At 65.2% G+C, this 16,472-nt stretch carries 15 protein-coding genes; 9 read left to right on the forward strand and 6 right to left on the reverse strand.

Translation table 11 applies throughout. From position 1 onward, the window contains the following. The first annotated feature begins 6 nt into the window (after positions 1-6). The 3 genes from AC4ELH_RS14005 to AC4ELH_RS14015 are packed head-to-tail and all read left to right on the forward strand — an operon-like array spanning position 7 to position 2,686. On the forward strand, positions 7-879 hold the full coding sequence (locus AC4ELH_RS14005; RefSeq protein ID WP_165609164.1) for an ABC transporter permease: 873 nt from the start codon (positions 7-9) through the stop codon (positions 877-879). Next, positions 876-1,649, forward strand: coding sequence for an ABC transporter permease (locus tag AC4ELH_RS14010; RefSeq protein ID WP_498884977.1), 774 nt, complete (start codon positions 876-878; stop codon positions 1,647-1,649). Before AC4ELH_RS14005 ends, AC4ELH_RS14010 begins: the two co-directional genes overlap by 4 nt. Next, positions 1,646-2,686, forward strand: a complete 1,041-nt coding sequence (locus AC4ELH_RS14015; RefSeq protein ID WP_064958537.1) for an ABC transporter ATP-binding protein — start codon at positions 1,646-1,648, stop codon at positions 2,684-2,686. The genes AC4ELH_RS14010 and AC4ELH_RS14015 overlap by 4 nt, the downstream gene beginning before the upstream one ends. Positions 2,687-2,792: 106 nt before the next feature. Here the strand turns inward: AC4ELH_RS14015 and pyrE are convergent, their stop codons facing one another. The 3 genes from pyrE to AC4ELH_RS14030 are packed head-to-tail and all read right to left on the reverse strand — an operon-like array spanning position 2,793 to position 4,630. Continuing rightward, positions 2,793-3,362 (reverse strand): orotate phosphoribosyltransferase, encoded by a 570-nt coding sequence (gene pyrE / locus AC4ELH_RS14020; protein WP_498884979.1) that lies wholly within the window; start codon positions 3,360-3,362, stop codon positions 2,793-2,795. Between the two features lie 60 nt (positions 3,363-3,422). After that, the gene (locus AC4ELH_RS14025) at positions 3,423-4,217 is read right to left on the reverse strand and encodes a HugZ family pyridoxamine 5'-phosphate oxidase (RefSeq protein ID WP_064958536.1); all 795 of its coding nucleotides are present in this window, start codon (positions 4,215-4,217) and stop codon (positions 3,423-3,425) included. A 23-nt stretch (positions 4,218-4,240) separates the two neighbouring features. Beyond that, complete coding sequence (locus AC4ELH_RS14030; RefSeq protein ID WP_064885219.1) at positions 4,241-4,630, reverse strand: hypothetical protein; 390 nt, start codon at positions 4,628-4,630, stop codon at positions 4,241-4,243. Positions 4,631-4,926: 296 nt separating this feature from the next. On the opposite strand from AC4ELH_RS14030, the gene treS reads away from it, so the two are divergent. Both treS and AC4ELH_RS14040 read left to right on the forward strand, forming a co-directional pair. Continuing rightward, on the forward strand, positions 4,927-6,672 hold the full coding sequence (gene treS / locus AC4ELH_RS14035) for a maltose alpha-D-glucosyltransferase (RefSeq protein WP_064885202.1): 1,746 nt from the start codon (positions 4,927-4,929) through the stop codon (positions 6,670-6,672). Then, positions 6,669-7,991, forward strand: coding sequence for a maltokinase N-terminal cap-like domain-containing protein (locus tag AC4ELH_RS14040; RefSeq protein ID WP_448444721.1), 1,323 nt, complete (start codon positions 6,669-6,671; stop codon positions 7,989-7,991). Before treS ends, AC4ELH_RS14040 begins: the two co-directional genes overlap by 4 nt. A gap of 312 nt (positions 7,992-8,303) precedes the next feature. On the opposite strand, the gene AC4ELH_RS14045 is transcribed toward AC4ELH_RS14040, so the two are convergent. Both AC4ELH_RS14045 and AC4ELH_RS14050 read right to left on the reverse strand, forming a co-directional pair. Then, on the reverse strand, positions 8,304-10,529 hold the full coding sequence (locus AC4ELH_RS14045) for a hypothetical protein (RefSeq protein ID WP_498884982.1): 2,226 nt from the start codon (positions 10,527-10,529) through the stop codon (positions 8,304-8,306). Between the two features lie 115 nt (positions 10,530-10,644). Further along, positions 10,645-10,875, reverse strand: coding sequence for a YgjP-like metallopeptidase domain-containing protein (locus AC4ELH_RS14050; protein WP_448444725.1), 231 nt, complete (start codon positions 10,873-10,875; stop codon positions 10,645-10,647). Positions 10,876-10,940: 65 nt separating this feature from the next. On the opposite strand from AC4ELH_RS14050, the gene AC4ELH_RS14055 reads away from it, so the two are divergent. From AC4ELH_RS14055 to AC4ELH_RS14070, 4 genes are all read left to right on the forward strand, one after another. Beyond that, positions 10,941-11,219: a hypothetical protein gene (locus AC4ELH_RS14055; RefSeq protein ID WP_448444727.1), complete on the forward strand. Its 279-nt coding sequence runs from the start codon at positions 10,941-10,943 to the stop codon at positions 11,217-11,219. Then, the gene (locus tag AC4ELH_RS14060) at positions 11,216-13,123 is read left to right on the forward strand and encodes a hypothetical protein (protein WP_498884985.1); all 1,908 of its coding nucleotides are present in this window, start codon (positions 11,216-11,218) and stop codon (positions 13,121-13,123) included. Before AC4ELH_RS14055 ends, AC4ELH_RS14060 begins: the two co-directional genes overlap by 4 nt. Positions 13,124-13,125: 2 nt before the next feature. Beyond that, complete coding sequence (locus tag AC4ELH_RS14065; RefSeq protein ID WP_498884987.1) at positions 13,126-13,569, forward strand: hypothetical protein; 444 nt, start codon at positions 13,126-13,128, stop codon at positions 13,567-13,569. A 340-nt stretch (positions 13,570-13,909) separates the two neighbouring features. Further along, complete coding sequence (locus AC4ELH_RS14070; RefSeq protein ID WP_498884989.1) at positions 13,910-15,418, forward strand: MFS transporter; 1,509 nt, start codon at positions 13,910-13,912, stop codon at positions 15,416-15,418. Here the strand turns inward: AC4ELH_RS14070 and AC4ELH_RS14075 are convergent. Beyond that, positions 15,368-16,468, reverse strand: a complete 1,101-nt coding sequence (locus AC4ELH_RS14075) for an acyl-CoA dehydrogenase family protein (protein WP_498884991.1) — start codon at positions 16,466-16,468, stop codon at positions 15,368-15,370. The two genes, AC4ELH_RS14070 and AC4ELH_RS14075, sit on opposite strands and share 51 nt — an antisense overlap. Positions 16,469-16,472: the final 4 nt, after the last annotated feature.

Here is a 16,472-nt window from a genome sequence, read left to right on the forward strand (position 1 = left end):
TCGCCAGTGCCGGGTAGTACAACTCGTCGGGACCTCCGCGCAGACATCCGTGACGCGCTGCCATTGCTGCCGTTCGTGGCGGTGGTGACAGTCTTTCTGATCGTCCCCACGGCGACGGTGATCGTCATGGCGTTCTTCGCCGATGGATCCTTCTCACTGGATCGGATTGCCGCGCTGTTCTCCGGTACCGCCCTGGCGGCTCTGGCCAAGAGCATTGCCCTGTCGGCCAGTACGGCGCTGATCGGGGCGGTGCTGGGCGCGGTACTGGCCTGGCTGATCGTCAGCAGCCCACACGCGTCGATGGTTCGTCGCACGGTGCTGGCCCTGTGCAGTGTGCTGGCCCAGTTCGGCGGTGTGGCACTGGCTTTCGCATTTCTGGCCACCATCGGGCTCAACGGCGTGCTGACGCTGTGGGTCAAGGAGAACCTCGGCTGGGATCTGGCCGGTTCCGGCTGGTTGTACGGACTCGGCGGGCTGATCCTGGTGTACAGCTACTTCCAGATCCCGTTGATGGTGATCGTGTTCCTGCCCGCCCTCGAGGGGTTGCGTGAGCAGTGGCGCGAGGCCGCCGTCAGCCTCGGCGCGTCACGGTGGCAGTACCTGCGGGAGGTCGCAGTGCCGCTGCTGACCCCGGCATTCTGGGGGTCGGCGTTGTTGTTGTTCGCCAACGCGTTTGCCGCCTACGCCACTGCGGCCGCACTGGTCAGTCAGGGCAGTCCGATCGTGCCGCTGTTGATCCGCGCCGCACTCACAAGTGAGGTCGTGCTGGGTCAGTCCGGCTTCGCCTATGCGCTGGCCTGCGAGATGATCGTGGTGGTGGCCGTGGTGATGATCGCCTACAACGCCCTGGTCCGGCGCACGGCGAGGTGGCTCAAATGAACCGCGCTGCCCGCGTGGCGCTCTGGGTGCTGTTCGGCCTGTTCTTCCTGTTTCCGCTGTACGCGATGGCCGACTTCTCGACCCGGAATCTCATCGCCGGCGGGCGCACCGGCGCGGCATGGCGCAATCTGGTCGCCGACGAGGCGCTGTATCACGCCATCCTGATCTCATTGCTGCTCGCGGTGTTCACCGTCATCGCGATGCTGGTGTTGCTGGTGCCGACGATGATCTGGGTGCGCGTGCGGGTCCGCTGGGCCGCACCGCTGGTGGAGTTTCTGTGCCTGCTGCCGCTGACCATTCCGGCGCTGGTGATCGTGGTCGGCCTGCGCAACGTGTACCTGTGGGTCACTTATCTTCTCGGCGAGTCGGCGCTCACCCTGGCATTCGTCTACGTCGTGCTGGTCCTGCCGTTCGCCTACCGGGCGATCGATTCCGCGCTGTCCGCGATCGACCTGCAGACCTTGTCGGAGGCAGCTCGGTCGTTGGGGGCCGGTTGGATCTCGACAATCACCCGGGTGATCGTGCCCAACATCTGGTCTGGGATCCTGTCCGCTGCCTTCATTTCCATTGCGGTGGTGCTCGGTGAATACACCGTGGCCTCGCTGAGTGGCTTCGAGACGCTCCCCGTCCAGATCGTGGCGATCGGGAAGAGTGACGGCGCGACGTCGGTGGCGGCCTCGCTGGCCACGCTGCTGCTCGGCTTCGCTCTGTTGTTGGTCTTGGCGGCGCTCACGCGGGGCCGCCGCCGGAGGTTGGGAGTTCAGACATGAGTCTCGGGGCCGGTGTGCGCGTTGAACTTCGTGACCTCACCCGCACTTACGGCAACGTCCACGCACTCGACGGGCTGAGCCTGTCGATCGAGCCGGGGGAGTTGGTCGCGCTGCTCGGCCCGTCGGGCTGCGGCAAGACCACGGCGCTCCGCATCCTGGCCGGGCTGGAAGAGGCCAGCGCCGGCACCGTGTTCGTCGGCGGCCGTGACATCAGCTCGGTGCCGGCCAACAAGCGGGATATGGGCATGGTGTTCCAGGCCTACAGCCTGTTCCCGCACCTGACCGTGTTGGACAACGTCGCATTCGGTTTGAAGATGCGTGGAAAGTCCAAGCAGGACCGGCTGTTTCGAGCTGCAGACATGCTCGATCTGGTGGGCCTGGCGGCGCACAAGGGCAAGTATGCGAGCGAGCTGTCCGGGGGCGAACAGCAGCGGGTCGCGTTGGCCCGGGCCCTGGCGATCGAGCCGAGGGTGCTGCTGCTCGACGAGCCGCTGTCGGCACTCGATGCGAAAGTGCGCTCGCAACTGCGTGACGAGATCCGGCGGGTGCAGCTCGAAGTCGGCATCACGACGTTGTTCGTCACCCATGACCAGGAGGAGGCCCTCGGGGTTGCGGACCGGGTCGGGGTGATGAGTCACGGCAAACTCGAGCAGCTCGCCACCCCTGCCGTGGTCTACGCTCGCCCGTCGACGCCGTTCGTCGCCGAATTCGTCGGCTTGCACAACAAGGTGCGCGCGCGGGTGGCGGGCGGACGGGCCAGACTGCTGGGCGCCGAGTTGCCGACGCTGCCCGGATCGATCAGTTCCGGGTCGGGTATCGCGATGGTGCGGCCGGAATCGATCCGGGTGCGCGCCGATCCGGACGGGCCCGCGGTGGTGGAATCCGTGTCGTTCCTGGGCCCGACGTCGCACGTGTACATCTCACTGCCCGACGGCTCGCTGATCCACGCGCAGCTGCCCAGCTCGCGGGCCCGGGCCTTCGGGCCCGGCGTCGTCGTCAACCTTGCTCTGGAGCGGGCGCCGGTCCTGGTGATCTAGCGTGCCCGGTCCGACTGGTTCGCGTTCGTAACAGCATGGCGAAAAATCCCGCCCGGGACCGCCATGGCGTTACGAACGTGAGGCTCCCGGCGGTTGGTTCTCTGCCCTAAACGTCCTTGACCGGTTCGATCCCCAGATCGCGGTAGGTGACCAGCGCCGCGAACGGGACCCCGCGCTTGGCGAACCGCCCGGTCGCGACGTCGCCGCGGTCGACCATCGGGATGACGCCGGTGACGACGGCGCCGACGGCGGTCACGCGTTCGTAGGCGATCTCGGTGGAGCCACCGGTGCTGATCACGTCGTCGACCAGCAGCACGCGGGTACCGGGCGCGAGCCGGGTGCCCTCGATCCACTGCTCGCGGCCGCGGGACTTCTGTTCTTTGCGCACCGAGAACCAGGCCTTGCCGGTCACGATCGCGACCCCGTGGGCCAGCGGGTCGGCGCCCATGGTGAGCCCGCCGACGGCGTCGAATTCGATACCGCTCGCGGCGGCCAGATCGGCGACCGCGCGGCTGACGATGGCCATCCGCTCGCCGGTGTCGATGGCGAACTTGCCGTCGATGTAGTCGTGGCTCAGCTGCCCGCTGGCCAGCCGGAACGGCTCCTCGCGGTGTTCGTAGCCGCGGGTGCGGATCAGGTCGAAGGCGGCTTGCCAGGTGTCCGGGCGCTCAGGCATACCCGCGATCGTATTGCACGGCCTGACGGGGTCGCGGGCCCAGCCGGCGCGGTGCGCGGATCAAGCCCGAGCGCGCTGGGCCAACTCGACCGTGGCCGCCCGCAACTCACCGAAGGAGCTGATCGGTGCGGCGTAGCCGACTCGGGTGTAAGCCATCCCGCGCTCGGTGGTGACCCGCAGATCCAGGCCGTAGCGGTCGGCGCCGGTGCACACCGCCGCGGTCGTGTCGGGGTAGCCGCCGAGGGCACGGGCCATCTCGGCCAGCGAATCGGCGTGGTCGGCGTTGAGGTGCTCGATCGCACCGGCGGCGTGCGGTGCGACGGGGTCGGGTCCGGCGGCCGCATAGGCCTCGCCGGTGGTCGAGTCCATCCGGCCGTATCCGCCCACCCAGCGCACGCGCTGCACGCGCAGCACCCAGAGCGAGAAGTCGCTGAAGTCGATGTAGTAGCGGGCGGCGGCGACCGCGTCCAGATGGGCCTGGCGGGCCGCGGCGAGCTCGTCGCCGATGGGTCGCTCGGCGACACCGGCCAGCGTGATGCGGCTGCCGGCCAACGGATCTGACCCGTTGTCGGGGGCGACGACGGAGATGCTGGCCCGGGGGTCGCCGGCGAGGTTGCGGCCGTGCTCGGCCATGTTCGACACACAGAGCACCGGTGCACCGGCCAGCAGTCCGTAGGTGACGAACGATGCCCACGGGTCGCCGTCAGCGGTGAGGGTGGCCAGCGTGCCCGCGTTGGTCGATGCGGCGACGGTCCGGGCTTCCTCGGCTGCAGACGGACGTGCCCCCGCGATCACCTCCGTCAGTGGGGGAGGAACCGAGGGGGCATCACCGGGGTCGCCATGATCGCGCGTCACGCAGCGACCCTACCGCTGTGGGCTCAGCCGCCGAGCGCGGCGATGAGGTCCTTGATCTGAGCGGTCTCGGCTTCGGTCGCGGGCTCCTCGGCCTCGACAGCCTCGATGAGGTCCTTACGCAGCCCGACGCCGTTGGCGGCTTCCTCGGTGGACAGCTTCGCGTTGCCGCGTGCAACGTACAGACGCTGACCGAGCGTGGCGCCAGGGCCTTCGGACGCGGTCGTCATCAGCTCGTCGTAGCGGTGCCGCACACCGCTGAGCGCCACGATGACCGACGGGGTGACGCGGCTGCGGCCCGCTGCCTCCGACAGCGACGTCTGCAGCTTGCGCAGACCGCTGAGGACGACTGCGGCGCGGTCGGCGTACTCCGGGTCACCGACCGGCGGTAGCGCGTCGATCGCGGCGATGTACATGTGCATCGCTGCATCAGAAAGTCCAACGATTACTGGTGCTTCACCGTCATTAGGTGCCGACTCACCCACAGGCCATCCCTCGTCGAAAGTTTGTGCTCGCCGGCCCATAGCCGACGAGGAGATCAAATGCGGGAAAAACGTAACCCGTTGCTGTCTCTTATTCAACCGTTAGTTTTTCCGCAAACACGCGCCCGGTGGCGAATCACGTTGCTGCAGGATCGTTTCGGATCGCCACGTCCGGTGCGAGGTTTCGTCCAGGTGTCGAGGCCGGATGAAGTGGGTACGTTGGAAAGCTGATGGACAACGCTCAGGACGATCACCCACTGGTCGAACATCCGACCGCCGAGGACTTCGGCCATGCCAGAACGCTGCCCACGGACCCCGACTGGTTCAAGCGGGCGGTGTTCTACGAGGTTCTGGTTCGCGCGTTCTACGACTCGAACGCCGACGGTGTCGGCGATCTACGCGGTCTGACCCAGCAACTCGACTACCTCAAGTGGCTCGGTGTGGACTGCCTCTGGCTGCCACCGTTCTACGATTCTCCGCTGCGTGACGGTGGCTACGACATCCGGGACTTCTACAAGGTGCTACCCGAGTTCGGCACCGTGGAGGACTTCGTCGCGCTGCTCGACGGCGCGCACCGCCGGGGTATCCGCGTCATCACCGACCTGGTGATGAACCACACCTCCGACTCCCACGCGTGGTTCCAGGAGTCACGGCAGAACCCCGACGGTCCCTACGGCGACTTCTATGTCTGGAGCGACACCAGCGACCGATACGCAGATGCGCGCATCATCTTCGTCGACACCGAAGAGTCGAACTGGACCTTCGACCCCGTGCGCCGTCAGTTCTACTGGCACCGGTTCTTCTCTCACCAGCCCGATCTGAACTACGACAATCCGGCGGTGCAGGAAGCGATGATCGACGTCCTGCGGTTCTGGCTGGATCTCGGCATCGACGGTTTTCGGCTGGATGCGGTGCCCTACCTCTTCGAACGCGAGGGCACCAATTGCGAGAACCTGCCCGAGACCCACGCCTTCCTCAAGCGGTGCCGCAAGGTGGTGGACGACGAGTTCCCGGGCCGGGTGCTGCTGGCCGAGGCCAATCAGTGGCCGGCCGACGTGGTCGAGTACTTCGGCGATCCGAGCACGGGTGGCGACGAGTGCCACATGGCCTTCCATTTTCCGTTGATGCCGCGGATCTTCATGGCCGTGCGGCGGGAGTCGCGGTTCCCGATCTCGGAGATCCTGGCGCAGACCCCGGCGATTCCGGACATGGCGCACTGGGCGATCTTCCTGCGCAACCACGACGAGCTCACGCTGGAGATGGTCACCGACGACGAGCGCGACTACATGTACGCCGAGTACGCCAAGGATCCGCGGATGAAGGCCAACGTCGGTATCCGCCGTCGGCTGGCCCCGTTGCTGGAGAACGACCGCAACCAGATCGAACTGTTCACCGCGCTGCTGCTGTCCCTGCCCGGATCGCCGATGCTGTACTACGGCGACGAGATCGGCATGGGCGACATCATCTGGCTGGGTGACCGCGACAGTGTGCGCACCCCGATGCAGTGGACGCCGGACCGCAACACCGGATTCTCCACGGCCAACCCGGGCCGGCTGTACCTGCCGCCGAACCAGGACGCGGTGTACGGCTACCAGTCGGTGAATGTCGAAGCGCAGCGGGACAGTTCGACGTCGCTGCTGAACTGGACCCGCAGCATGCTGGCCATCCGCGGCCGCCACGATGCGTTCGCGGTCGGGGAGTTCCGTGAACTGGGCGGCTCCAACCCGTCGGTACTGGCTTACGTCCGCCAGATCGAGAGCGACGGCGATGCGGTGCTGTGCGTGAACAACCTGTCGCGGTTCCCGCAGCCCATCGAACTGAATCTGCAAGAGTGGAGCGGATATACGCCCATCGAGATGTCCGGCTACGTCGAGTTCCCCAGTATCGGTCAGCTGCCGTACCTGCTGACGCTGCCCGGGCACGGGTTCTACTGGTTCGAGCTCCGCGAGCCCGAGCGGGAGGCTGCACAGCAATGAGTCTCGAATTCGCTGACTGGCTGAGTCAGCAGCGCTGGTACGCCGGCCGCGGACGCGAATTGGCGACCGCCACACCAGGTCTGGTGCTCGACTTGAACGAGGATCTCGACCTGACGTTGCTGCAGGTGTCCTACGCCGACGGAACCGTCGAGCGGTACCAGGTACTGGTGAAGTGGGATGCCGACCTGATCGAGGAATATAGCTCCGTGGCCACGATCGGCAGTGACGACGGGCGGACGGCCTCCGACGCCCTCTACGACCAGGACGCCGCGCGATATCTGCTGGAGATGGTCGACCGTTCGGCCACCGTGGGCGGGCTGACGTGCAGCAAGGAGCCAGGAGCCACCCTGCCGCTGGATGCGCTGCCCCGGGTGTCGGCGGCAGAGCAGAGCAATACCAGCGTGGTGTTCGGGCAGGATGCCGTGCTCAAGGTGTTCCGCCGGATCACCCCGGGCATCAACCCCGACATCGAACTCAACCGCGTGCTGGCCCGGGCCGGTAACCCGCATGTGGCGAGGCTGCTCGGATCGATCGATATCGATTGGGAGGGTGAGCCTTTCGCGTTGGGGATGGTGACCGAATTCGCCGCCAACTCTGCCGAGGGCTGGGACATGGCCAACGCCAGCACCCGTGACCTCTTCGCCGAGGGTGACCTCTATGCCGACGAGGTGGGCGGTGACTTCGCCGCCGAGTCCCACCGACTGGGGGAGGCGGTGGCCTCGGTACATGCCTGTCTGGCCGAGCAGCTCGGCACCGAGTCGGTGCCCTTCCCGGCCGAGCTGATGACCGCCCGGCTGGCCACCGCCGCAGAGGCGGTACCCGAACTGCGCGAGCATGTCTCGCTGATCGAGGACCGCTACCGCAAGCTCGCCGACGAGCAGGTGAGGGTCCAGCGGGTACACGGCGATCTGCATCTCGGGCAGGTGCTGCGCACCCCGGAGAACTGGCTGCTGATCGACTTCGAGGGCGAGCCCGGCCAGCCGCTGCAGCTGCGGCGCAGCCCCGACTCGCCACTGCGTGACGTCGCGGGCATGTTGAGGTCCTTCGACTACGCGGCGTATGCGCGCCTGGTGGACCTGGCCACCGACGACGACCGGGCCCGGCAGTTGGCGGCGCGGGCCCGGGAGTGGGCCGACCGCAACAGCGCGGCATTCTGCGACGGCTACACCGAGGCAGCCGGCACCGATCCGCGCGAGCAGGCCGCGCTGTTGGCGGCCTACGAGCTGGACAAGGCGGTGTACGAGGCGGCCTACGAGGCCCGGTTCCGGCCGAGTTGGCTACCCGTCCCACTGGGATCGGTGACCCGCCTGATCGGTTGAGGGCTGCGGTGGAAACGATGAAGATCGTCGACGGACTGGTCGAAAGCAGGTAGGTCCGAGGCGGCCCTGCTGTCACGTATGGGAGTCGGTCAGCTCAAGCGGCTGACATTCGCATGAGAACTCAGCGGGATCCGGTCAATCATTCGGCGATCTCGTCCACGGGGCACGGGCGTGTTGGTCGTAGTCTGTGGCGGTCCGCTCGACGTACTCACCGAACTCATCGTCGATCCGACGCGCGAGCTCTGCCCCTGTAAGTTCCTCGCGGTCCGCGTTGAATCTCGGGGAGTAGTCGGCCCGCCAAGCAAAGAGATCCTAGTGTGACCCCATCCGGCCGCGGAGATCGAACAGGTGCTCGGCGGTGAGGGCGAAGTGCGGCCGTCCAGTGGGTCCCTCGGTCACGCGCCATTCTTCGCCACAGTTGGCGGCGCGATCCAGCGTTGCGGCGAAAGTCGCTCGCGCACCGAACTGATCGGCTGCGTCCCACAACTTGTCCAACTCGTCCGGAGAAAGGCCACGCGCGTTCGCTTTGCACTCTCCCAGAACTATCTCCCCGTTACGGAGAACAACGATCACGTCAGCCTCTGCCTCGACGCGATCGTTGTCAGGCTTCCGGAACTCCACTCCCGGATAGCCGCCGAACACAGAGGACCTGCCGCCCAACTCATGACACACGTACCGCATGGCCAAGACGTGCGAAAGGACGTCGTGACTCATTGCGCGCAACAGGAGTTCACTGGCCCGGTAGCGGTAGTTGATCTGGTTAAAGCCGTGGGGACTGTCTATCGTGTGGCCGCAGGCATGGCACACGAGCGACGGAATAGCTTCACTCAGCGGCCGCCATTGCTTGTGGGCGCATCTGGTGCAGTTCGCTTCCACGCCCCGGAGGACCAGGCCGCCTGCCATCGCCCAGCTGACCCACCGTTGGGCTGCGTCGCGACGCATGCGCAGCAACTGCCGCATCCGATCGAACGTGGGATAACTGAGTTCTTCGGCATCGGGAGACCCGAGTCCTCGGTCCAGGCGGTCGAGAAGCGCCTGATAGCGATCGGACGACTCGTCCGGTTCCGGATCAGCGAGGAACCGATTCAGCCGCCGCTTCACGATGCTGACGCTGCGCCCGCGCGTCAGCTCGCTCAACGTCTCAACGACACCAGGCGCCGCGAACATCGAGAGGTACCGGCCCCCCGCGCGAATCAGATGTTCCGCTGCCTTACCCGGAGCGCTCTCAGTCAATCGCAGCCCGTGGTCGACTGCTAGCGCGGACAGAACCTCCAAACCCGATGGCATGCGTATCGTCGTGAATCCATCGGATTCGCCACCGCTGGTGATTGGTCCGTCGAGATAGTGCGCGTCACCGTGATGGATCTGGCGTCCCATTGTCCGAGACGGCGGCAGAGGCGCGTCGACTACCACCGTTTTGCGCTTCATCCAGGTGCCCTGGTGGCTGCCGAGGTATTTACCTCCGATCGCCTGAAAGTCGCTCGGTGAAAAAGAAGCGATCCTGGTCTCGCCCCCGGTGAATCGCACGACGTCGTTGGACATTGAACAGTAGCCGCCGATCGGCCGCAGGAGTTCCCACGGGTCGATGGCATCAAATCTGACATTTGCCGCTAGTGTCGCGATGCGATCTCGTGCGATGGACATTGATGTCAGTGCGAGGTTATGGCCGAAACCGAAGTAGTGAGCGGCGCCAGCCTCGTTCAGATGTCGGATGTCATCTTCAACTGTCGCTGTCATCGGCACAGCGAGTGGAAACCGCGGCGGGTGAAGGAATCTCGCGCGAAGGTTCCAAATAAGCGCAAGGTCTTCGGGGTTTCCGGGCTCGTAGACGACGACGATATTGGGCCCGAACTGTTGGGAGATAACGTCGTCGCTCCACTCGAAGCGCGACGACGATGGAAAGCCTTTGTTGTAACCGCCCTGCAGCCCACTCGGCAGCTTCGATCTGCTTAGCTCGACTGCCGACGCTGTAGTGAAATCCCGGAGCAACGCGAGAAGTCCTGCTGCCGAACCGGTTTCAGCAACGCCTCGGATCGTCAAGACGTCGTCGAAGGTGAGGTCGCGGCGGAGATCGTTCCACGTGTTTTGTGGATGTGGATGGGGCGAGAGATCGCCTGTGACAGCAAGATACGCGAGATGCCAGGGATCATCGACCGCCATACCTCGAATGGTCTGGACTTCAGGTCTCTGTTCGAGGTCTACCACGATGCGGATGAGTTGTGCTGCACCAGGACTCCCAAGGTCGGAATACGCGCCCACTGCATCATCGCCCAGAAGATTGGAGCGATCGACTCCGTCAATATTGCTTTCATTGAGAATTCTCGACCAGCGCGGATCAATATTCTCCGACGAGCCGACCGGGATGAGCGGTATGCCGGCACCGCCCCAGGTTCCGCAGAGGTCACGCACGCGATCGCACGCCGTCGAGTAGTCCGACCGGTCGATCGCCACGGCCCCGGCTGGCGGCCGCAGTTGACTGCTGACCAACTGTTCGCCCTCAAGCGGTTCGGCGACGAGCAACGGCCATTGGTTTGTCACTAGTCAGCTCTCTACGATTCGGCGGACTGTCTATGTGCTGAAGTGCGCTTCGGCCCAGCGACAATACCTGCGGCGAATGTCAATATGGCCGGGAACGCCCATCTCCGCACCGCTATTACCCCCATTTCTCATCGGCCAGCGGAGCATCGTTGAGCTGATCGCGGCGAGTCCGCCAGTCTGTCATCACGTCATCCATCAGCTTGGTGAATCGTTCGCCATGGTTGCGCTCGAAATAGTGCATCATCTCGTGAACAACGATGTACTCCAAACAGTCCGGATGTTTCTTGGCGAGCTCGACGTTGAACGTCAGTCGCCGGGTTTCGCGGTTACAGCTTCCCAGCGACATATGCCTGATCGGGGGCGTTGAGATATCCTCACGTCTGGGTGGGTGGTCCAGTTGGGGGATCGGCAATGGCAAACGAATTGAACGTAGACGCGAGTGGTTTGAGAGCGGCCGCCGCAAGTAGTGGGGCTGTTGTTGCGACGGCGCTGAACGGCGCTGAGCCCGGCCGGCCGTCATCCTCATATCCCAGCGCGACCGGTGTCGCCGCGGTCAACGCGGCACTGGCCGCGTTGCAGGGTCGTCAGGAGAAGCGGATGACCGGGCAGGCCGGCGACCTGTCGAGCAGTAGCGCCCGTTATGACGCCACCGACACTGACGGTGGCGATGCCATCGCGGTGACGGTGTGAGCCCAGCCGCCCCCAGTGACGGCGCAGGGCTGACCCGTTCGGAGATCGAGAACTGGGATACCTCCTACCTGGACGCCGCGGCGACAGCATGGAGGCAGGCCGCCACCCAATCGGAGGGCGCGTTCGATCAGCACCGGCAGAACATTGCCTCGCCGGGCGGCACGACCTGGGAAGGCGACGCGAAGGACGCCGCGCTGGATCGGGTGACCGGGGACGTCGTGGTGGTGGGTCGTCAGGCCGGTGTTTTGCGTGAGGCCGCCGACATTGCCGAGGAGGGCCGCCATGACATCAACGCGGCCGCCTCGGAGGCGATTGCCGCGATCACCGCTGCCGAAGACGACCGGTTCCGGGTTGCTGAGGACTTAACGCTCACTGACACCAAGCGCGTCGATGTGTTTTCCATGCGGGCCCGGCAGAACTCGGCCAACGAGCACGCTGAGGACATCCGCTGGTACGCCGACCGGCTCGCGCAGACCGACTCGTTCGTCGGCGAACGCCTACAGGGCAAAGCCGCCGAACTGGACGCAATCAAGTTCGAGGGCGAGGGCGAGGGCGAGGAACGTGACGGCACCGTTCGGTTCGTCGACCACACGATCAAACACGATGCCGAGGACAAGGACCGGCCAGGCGACAAGAAGCCCGCGGCCGCTGGGCAGGCGCCAGGCCAGATCGGCCCGTTCGCCGTACCCAAATCGGTTGAGGCCGCTGCTAAGAAACCGGCGGCCAAGCTGGAAAGCAAGCCTTCGGGTGCGGACCCAGAACTGCGCACGCCGCACTCACTGGAAGACATGCTCCTACCCGAAGGCCGAGCTGAACCGGATTCCAACGCGCCGCCTCCGCTGAGCCCGGCACAGATTGCCGAGTTCAAAACTCAGGCGCGAAAGCTGTTGCAGCAACAGGGCGTGTCGCCCGACCAGATCGAGTCGCGGGTCGATGCCATGCTGACCGAAACACAGCGGATCAAATCCGAGCTTGACAACCTACCTCCGTACACCCCGCCAGCAGGACCGCCGCCGGCCAGACCCAGTTACAGTGACGGCTTCGGCGACGCCTGGCGCAGCATGGAAGACGGCGTCCATAGTCTCACCGGCCAAAACGGATTCGAAAGCTTTAAAGACGCGTGGAAAGACATGGGTTCCGGTGTCGTCGAGACGGTTAAGGACCCGTACGGCACCGCGTTCAGGGCCATCGAATCCGAGATCGAAGCGTTTCGCAACAATCCCGAGTATTGGCTCGGACAAAAAGGTTTCGATGCAGCGGCCACTGCGGCGACCCTCCCCTTCGGGGGCGAAGTAGCCGCCGCACGTGGCGCACTCGGCGACGTTGTTCACCCAGGCGTCCCACACGAGGTGGTACACACACCTCCCCACGTCGACACGTCATCACCGCACGTCGATCACCCGACATCTGAAGGTGGTCATCACCCAATCGATCCGGGCGGGCATGGGGCACCCGGAGGCAACCCAGTGCCCTTCGACATTGACAACCCGATCCCGACTGCGCGCCCAGAGTTCAATATCGTTAACCCGCTTGAGCACATGAGTCCTGAACTGCGGGTTCTATCGGAGCAACATCTAACCGGGAGTGGCGAAACAGTTCTCGGCCCCTACCGCAACCCGATACCCGGTGGCCCGTCGTACATTGAACTAGCGCAGCAATACGGAGCGAGCTATTTCGACATCGGCGACGCGTGGGACGTGTCCACGCCGACTCAGCAACTCGCCGCCAACCAGCATGTGCTCGACATGGCAATAACTAACCGCGACACGATCAGGCTGTCTGTCTCTGTCGACATGATAAAACAGGATACGTTTACCGGCGCCGAGATCAGATATCTACAGGCGCATGGATACGAGATTGCGAGCGATGGTAGATCGCTCACGCCCCCGAAGGCTGGAGGTTAGCCGTGAGAGCACTTCTTGAATTTGTCGTTGGTTACCTGCAGGTGCTTTATCTGAACCCAGCGTATCGGTTCACGGATTCAAGTTCTCGCGGTATCGCCGACATCGATGCGTCGATCACGCTATCGGGTGAATCATTGCGCTGGGATATCACGAACGATCGTGGGTTGGTCGAGATGATTCTGACTCCACTCCGGTACCCGAGCGAGGAGAATCACTTCTGGCTTTCTCTGCTGCGTCAATACCTAGAGGGCGGGGACGACAGCACTCAAGGCTCCGCTGTCGAGTTGGCGGCATGGTTGACCGTGAACTTGGCTCGCATCGAGGAACTGTTCGCGGACCCGGCGAACGCCCCGCGTGTCTGCGAAGAGCTGGTTCAATTGCGCCTTGCGAATGCGCGGAAGAACTGGGGTTGGCCGCCGCAAAGCACGCAAAATAGCGATTCTTGACCGACTGGTAAACCGGCTTAACTACGATGAGTCGTCAATCCCTTCACGGAGGGAACTATCTGTAGCTCTGAAGGCGCTGGAATGATTCTGACATCCAGTATGCGCGACTATTCCTGGAGTCAGAGCAACCGGAAAATGGTCGAACAGCGCGGATTATTATTGGTCATCAACGAAATGTGCATGCGCAGGACTTACCGTCGACTTGAAAACGCCGCCTGCGCTACTTTGTCCATCGCCGGGTAACGGGTTGGTCGGGATCCTGATCGCCGTGCCTGGCCTCGTGCGGCCACGTTCACCGGCGATTGTGTATTAGGACCGCCGATCACCTATCTTCATTAGCATGCCTAATCAGCCTACGCGCCGATCGGCGTCCGGTGGGCTGCTGATCGCCGTACTCGCGGCCGCGGGTATCAGCGTCTCGCTCATGCAGACCCTGATCATCCCGCTGATCCCGCAGTTGCCCGCCCTGCTCGACACCACCGGGGCCAACGCCTCGTGGGCGATCACCGCGACCCTGCTGACCGGCGCCGTCGCGACACCGATGCTGGGCCGTCTCGGGGACATGTTCGGCCCCAAGTGGATTCTCGTGCTGTGCGCCGTACTGCTGTTCGCCGGATCGGTGATCGCCGCCATGACCACCTCGCTGATCCCGTTGATCATCGGGCGTGGGCTGCAGGGTTTCGGGGCCCCGGTGATCCCACTGGGCATCAGCGTGCTGCGCGCCGCCCTGCCTCCTGAGCGGGTGGCCTCGGCCATGGGTTTGATGAGCGCGTCCCTGGGTGTCGGTGGCGCGCTGGGCCTGCCGTTGTCGGCGGTGATCGCCGAACAGTTCAACTGGCACGCCCTGTTCTGGTGTGCGGCCGGGCTCGGCCTGGCCTCGGGCATCCTGTTCGTCGTGCTGGTGCCCGCCCTGGAACCCGTGTCCGCCGATCACCGCTTCGACCCCGTCGGCGCCGTCACGCTGGGCATCGGCCTGGTGCTGCTGTTGCTGCCGATCTCCAAGGGCGCGATGTGGGGTTGGACCAGCGCCACCACGTTGGGCATGTTCGCTGCCGCGGTGGCGACCTTCAGCGTGTTCACCTGGTGGCAGTACCGGGTGCCTTCACCCATCGTGGACATGCGCACCACGTTGAAACGGCCTGTGCTGCTGACGAACCTGGCCTCGATCGCGGTGGGCTTCGGCATGTTCGCGCTGTCGCTGGTGGGGCCCCAGCTGCTCGAGATGCCTCGAGAGACGGGTTTCGGTCTGGGGCAGAGCATGGTCGCCACCGGTCTGTGGATGGCGCCCGGTGGCCTGGCGATGATGGCCGCGGCGCCGGTCGCCGCACGGGTGGTGTCGGCGCACGGGCCGAAGATCGTCCTGGTGATCGGCAGCGCGATCATCGCCGCGGGCTACCTGGCCGGCACCCTGCTGCTGGGCAGCCCCGTGGGTCTGATGGTGCTCGGCCTGATCGTCAGCTTCGGCGTCGGTTTCGCCTTCGCTGCGCTACCCGCCCTGATCAATGCCGCGGTGCCGGTGTCGGAGACCGCGTCCGCGAACAGCATCAACTCACTGGCCCGCTCGCTGGGAACCTCGACCTCCAGCGCGGTGATGACCGCGGTGTTGGCCCAGATGACCATCACGTTCGCCGGCCACGCGCTGCCGTCGCCGGCCGGGTTCCGCACTGCGCTGCTGATCGCGGCGGCCGCGGCTGCCGGTGCCGCGCTGATCGCCCTGGCGATACCGAAAGCGCCGGCCGGCCGGGAGGTCGTAGAAGAACCGGCCGAGGCGCTCTCAGAAGCCGCTGAGCGGTTGATGTCAGAGCGTGGCGATCTCGTAGCTGTCGAGCTGGCCGACCAGCGTCCGTAGCTGATCCGACGACGAGCCCAGGGTGTGCTCGATCGCGGTCAGTCGTGCGGCGTAGTGGCCGACGGGGTACTCCGCGGTGACGCCGATGCCGCCGTGCAGCTGGATCGACTCCTGCGAGATGTGCCGACCCGAGCGGCCGATCTGCAGCTTGGCGCGCGCCGCGATCACCGGGTTGAGCTCGCCGTCGGCGATCGACATTGCGGCGTAGGTGCCCATGCTGCGCGCCAGCTCCAACGACATGTACATGTCGGCGGCGCGCTGGGTCAGCGTCTGGAACTTGCTCAGTGTGACCCCGAACTGCTTGCGCTGCTTGAGGTAATCGGTGGTCAGGCGCAGCGATTCCTCCATCACGCCGACCGCCTCGGCGCACAGCGCCGCCGAGATCCGCACCAGGGCGTTGGTGATCGCCTCACCGGCGTCGGCGGCCGAGCCGAGCGGCTCGGCAGGCGTGGCATCGAAGGTGATCTGGGCGCCGCGCTGGCCGTCGAAGGTGCGGTAGCCGGTGCGGGTCACGTTCGCGGCGTCGACCAGGAACAGTCCAGTTCCTCCATCGGGCAGGGCGGCGCTGACGATCAGCGTGTCGGCGACGTCGCCGGCCAGCACCGGGTTCTTGGTGCCGCTCAGCGTCCACGCGTCGCCGCTGTTCGTCGCGGTCGTCGTCACCCCGGCCGATCCCCGCAAGCCAGGTTCGGCGTGGGCGAAGGCCAGGATCCGCTCACCCGCGGCGACGTCGTCGAGCAGGGCGCGCTGGGCGTCGGTACCCACCTCGGCGATGATCGCGCCGGGGCCGATCGCCCCGTGCAGGACGGGTTCGGGTGCCAGCCGGCGTCCGATCTCGTTCAGCACCACCATGATCTCGATCTGGCCGCCGGAGTCCTCATCGAAACCCAGTCCCAGAACGCCGATCTCGGCGAGCTGGCCCCAGACCTGGCGGTCGAATCCGGGCTCGGACTCCACCACCTTGTTGCGCTTTTCGGTGTCGTAGCCCGACAGCAGGTCACGGGTGGTGTCCGCCAGCAGGGTCTGTTCGTCAGTCAGCTGAAAGTCCATGGCT

It is taken from the genome of Mycobacterium shunyiense, from assembly GCF_058270075.1.

Bases quoted from the DNA above. Each gene is read 5' to 3' on its own strand.
- AC4ELH_RS14040 (WP_448444721.1), top strand. From the start codon at position 6,669: ATGAGTCTCGAATTCGCTGACTGGCTGAGTCAGCAGCGCTGGTACGCC.
- treS (WP_064885202.1), top strand. From the start codon at position 4,927: ATGGACAACGCTCAGGACGATCACCCACTGGTCGAACATCCGACCGCC.
- AC4ELH_RS14055 (WP_448444727.1), top strand. From the start codon at position 10,941: ATGGCAAACGAATTGAACGTAGACGCGAGTGGTTTGAGAGCGGCCGCC.
- AC4ELH_RS14070 (WP_498884989.1), top strand. From the start codon at position 13,910: ATGCCTAATCAGCCTACGCGCCGATCGGCGTCCGGTGGGCTGCTGATC.
- pyrE (WP_498884979.1), bottom strand. From the start codon at position 3,362: ATGCCTGAGCGCCCGGACACCTGGCAAGCCGCCTTCGACCTGATCCGC.
- AC4ELH_RS14075 (WP_498884991.1), bottom strand. From the start codon at position 16,468: ATGGACTTTCAGCTGACTGACGAACAGACCCTGCTGGCGGACACCACC.
- AC4ELH_RS14030 (WP_064885219.1), bottom strand. From the start codon at position 4,630: ATGTACATCGCCGCGATCGACGCGCTACCGCCGGTCGGTGACCCGGAG.
- AC4ELH_RS14010 (WP_498884977.1), top strand. From the start codon at position 876: ATGAACCGCGCTGCCCGCGTGGCGCTCTGGGTGCTGTTCGGCCTGTTC.
- AC4ELH_RS14015 (WP_064958537.1), top strand. From the start codon at position 1,646: ATGAGTCTCGGGGCCGGTGTGCGCGTTGAACTTCGTGACCTCACCCGC.
- AC4ELH_RS14050 (WP_448444725.1), bottom strand. From the start codon at position 10,875: ATGTCGCTGGGAAGCTGTAACCGCGAAACCCGGCGACTGACGTTCAAC.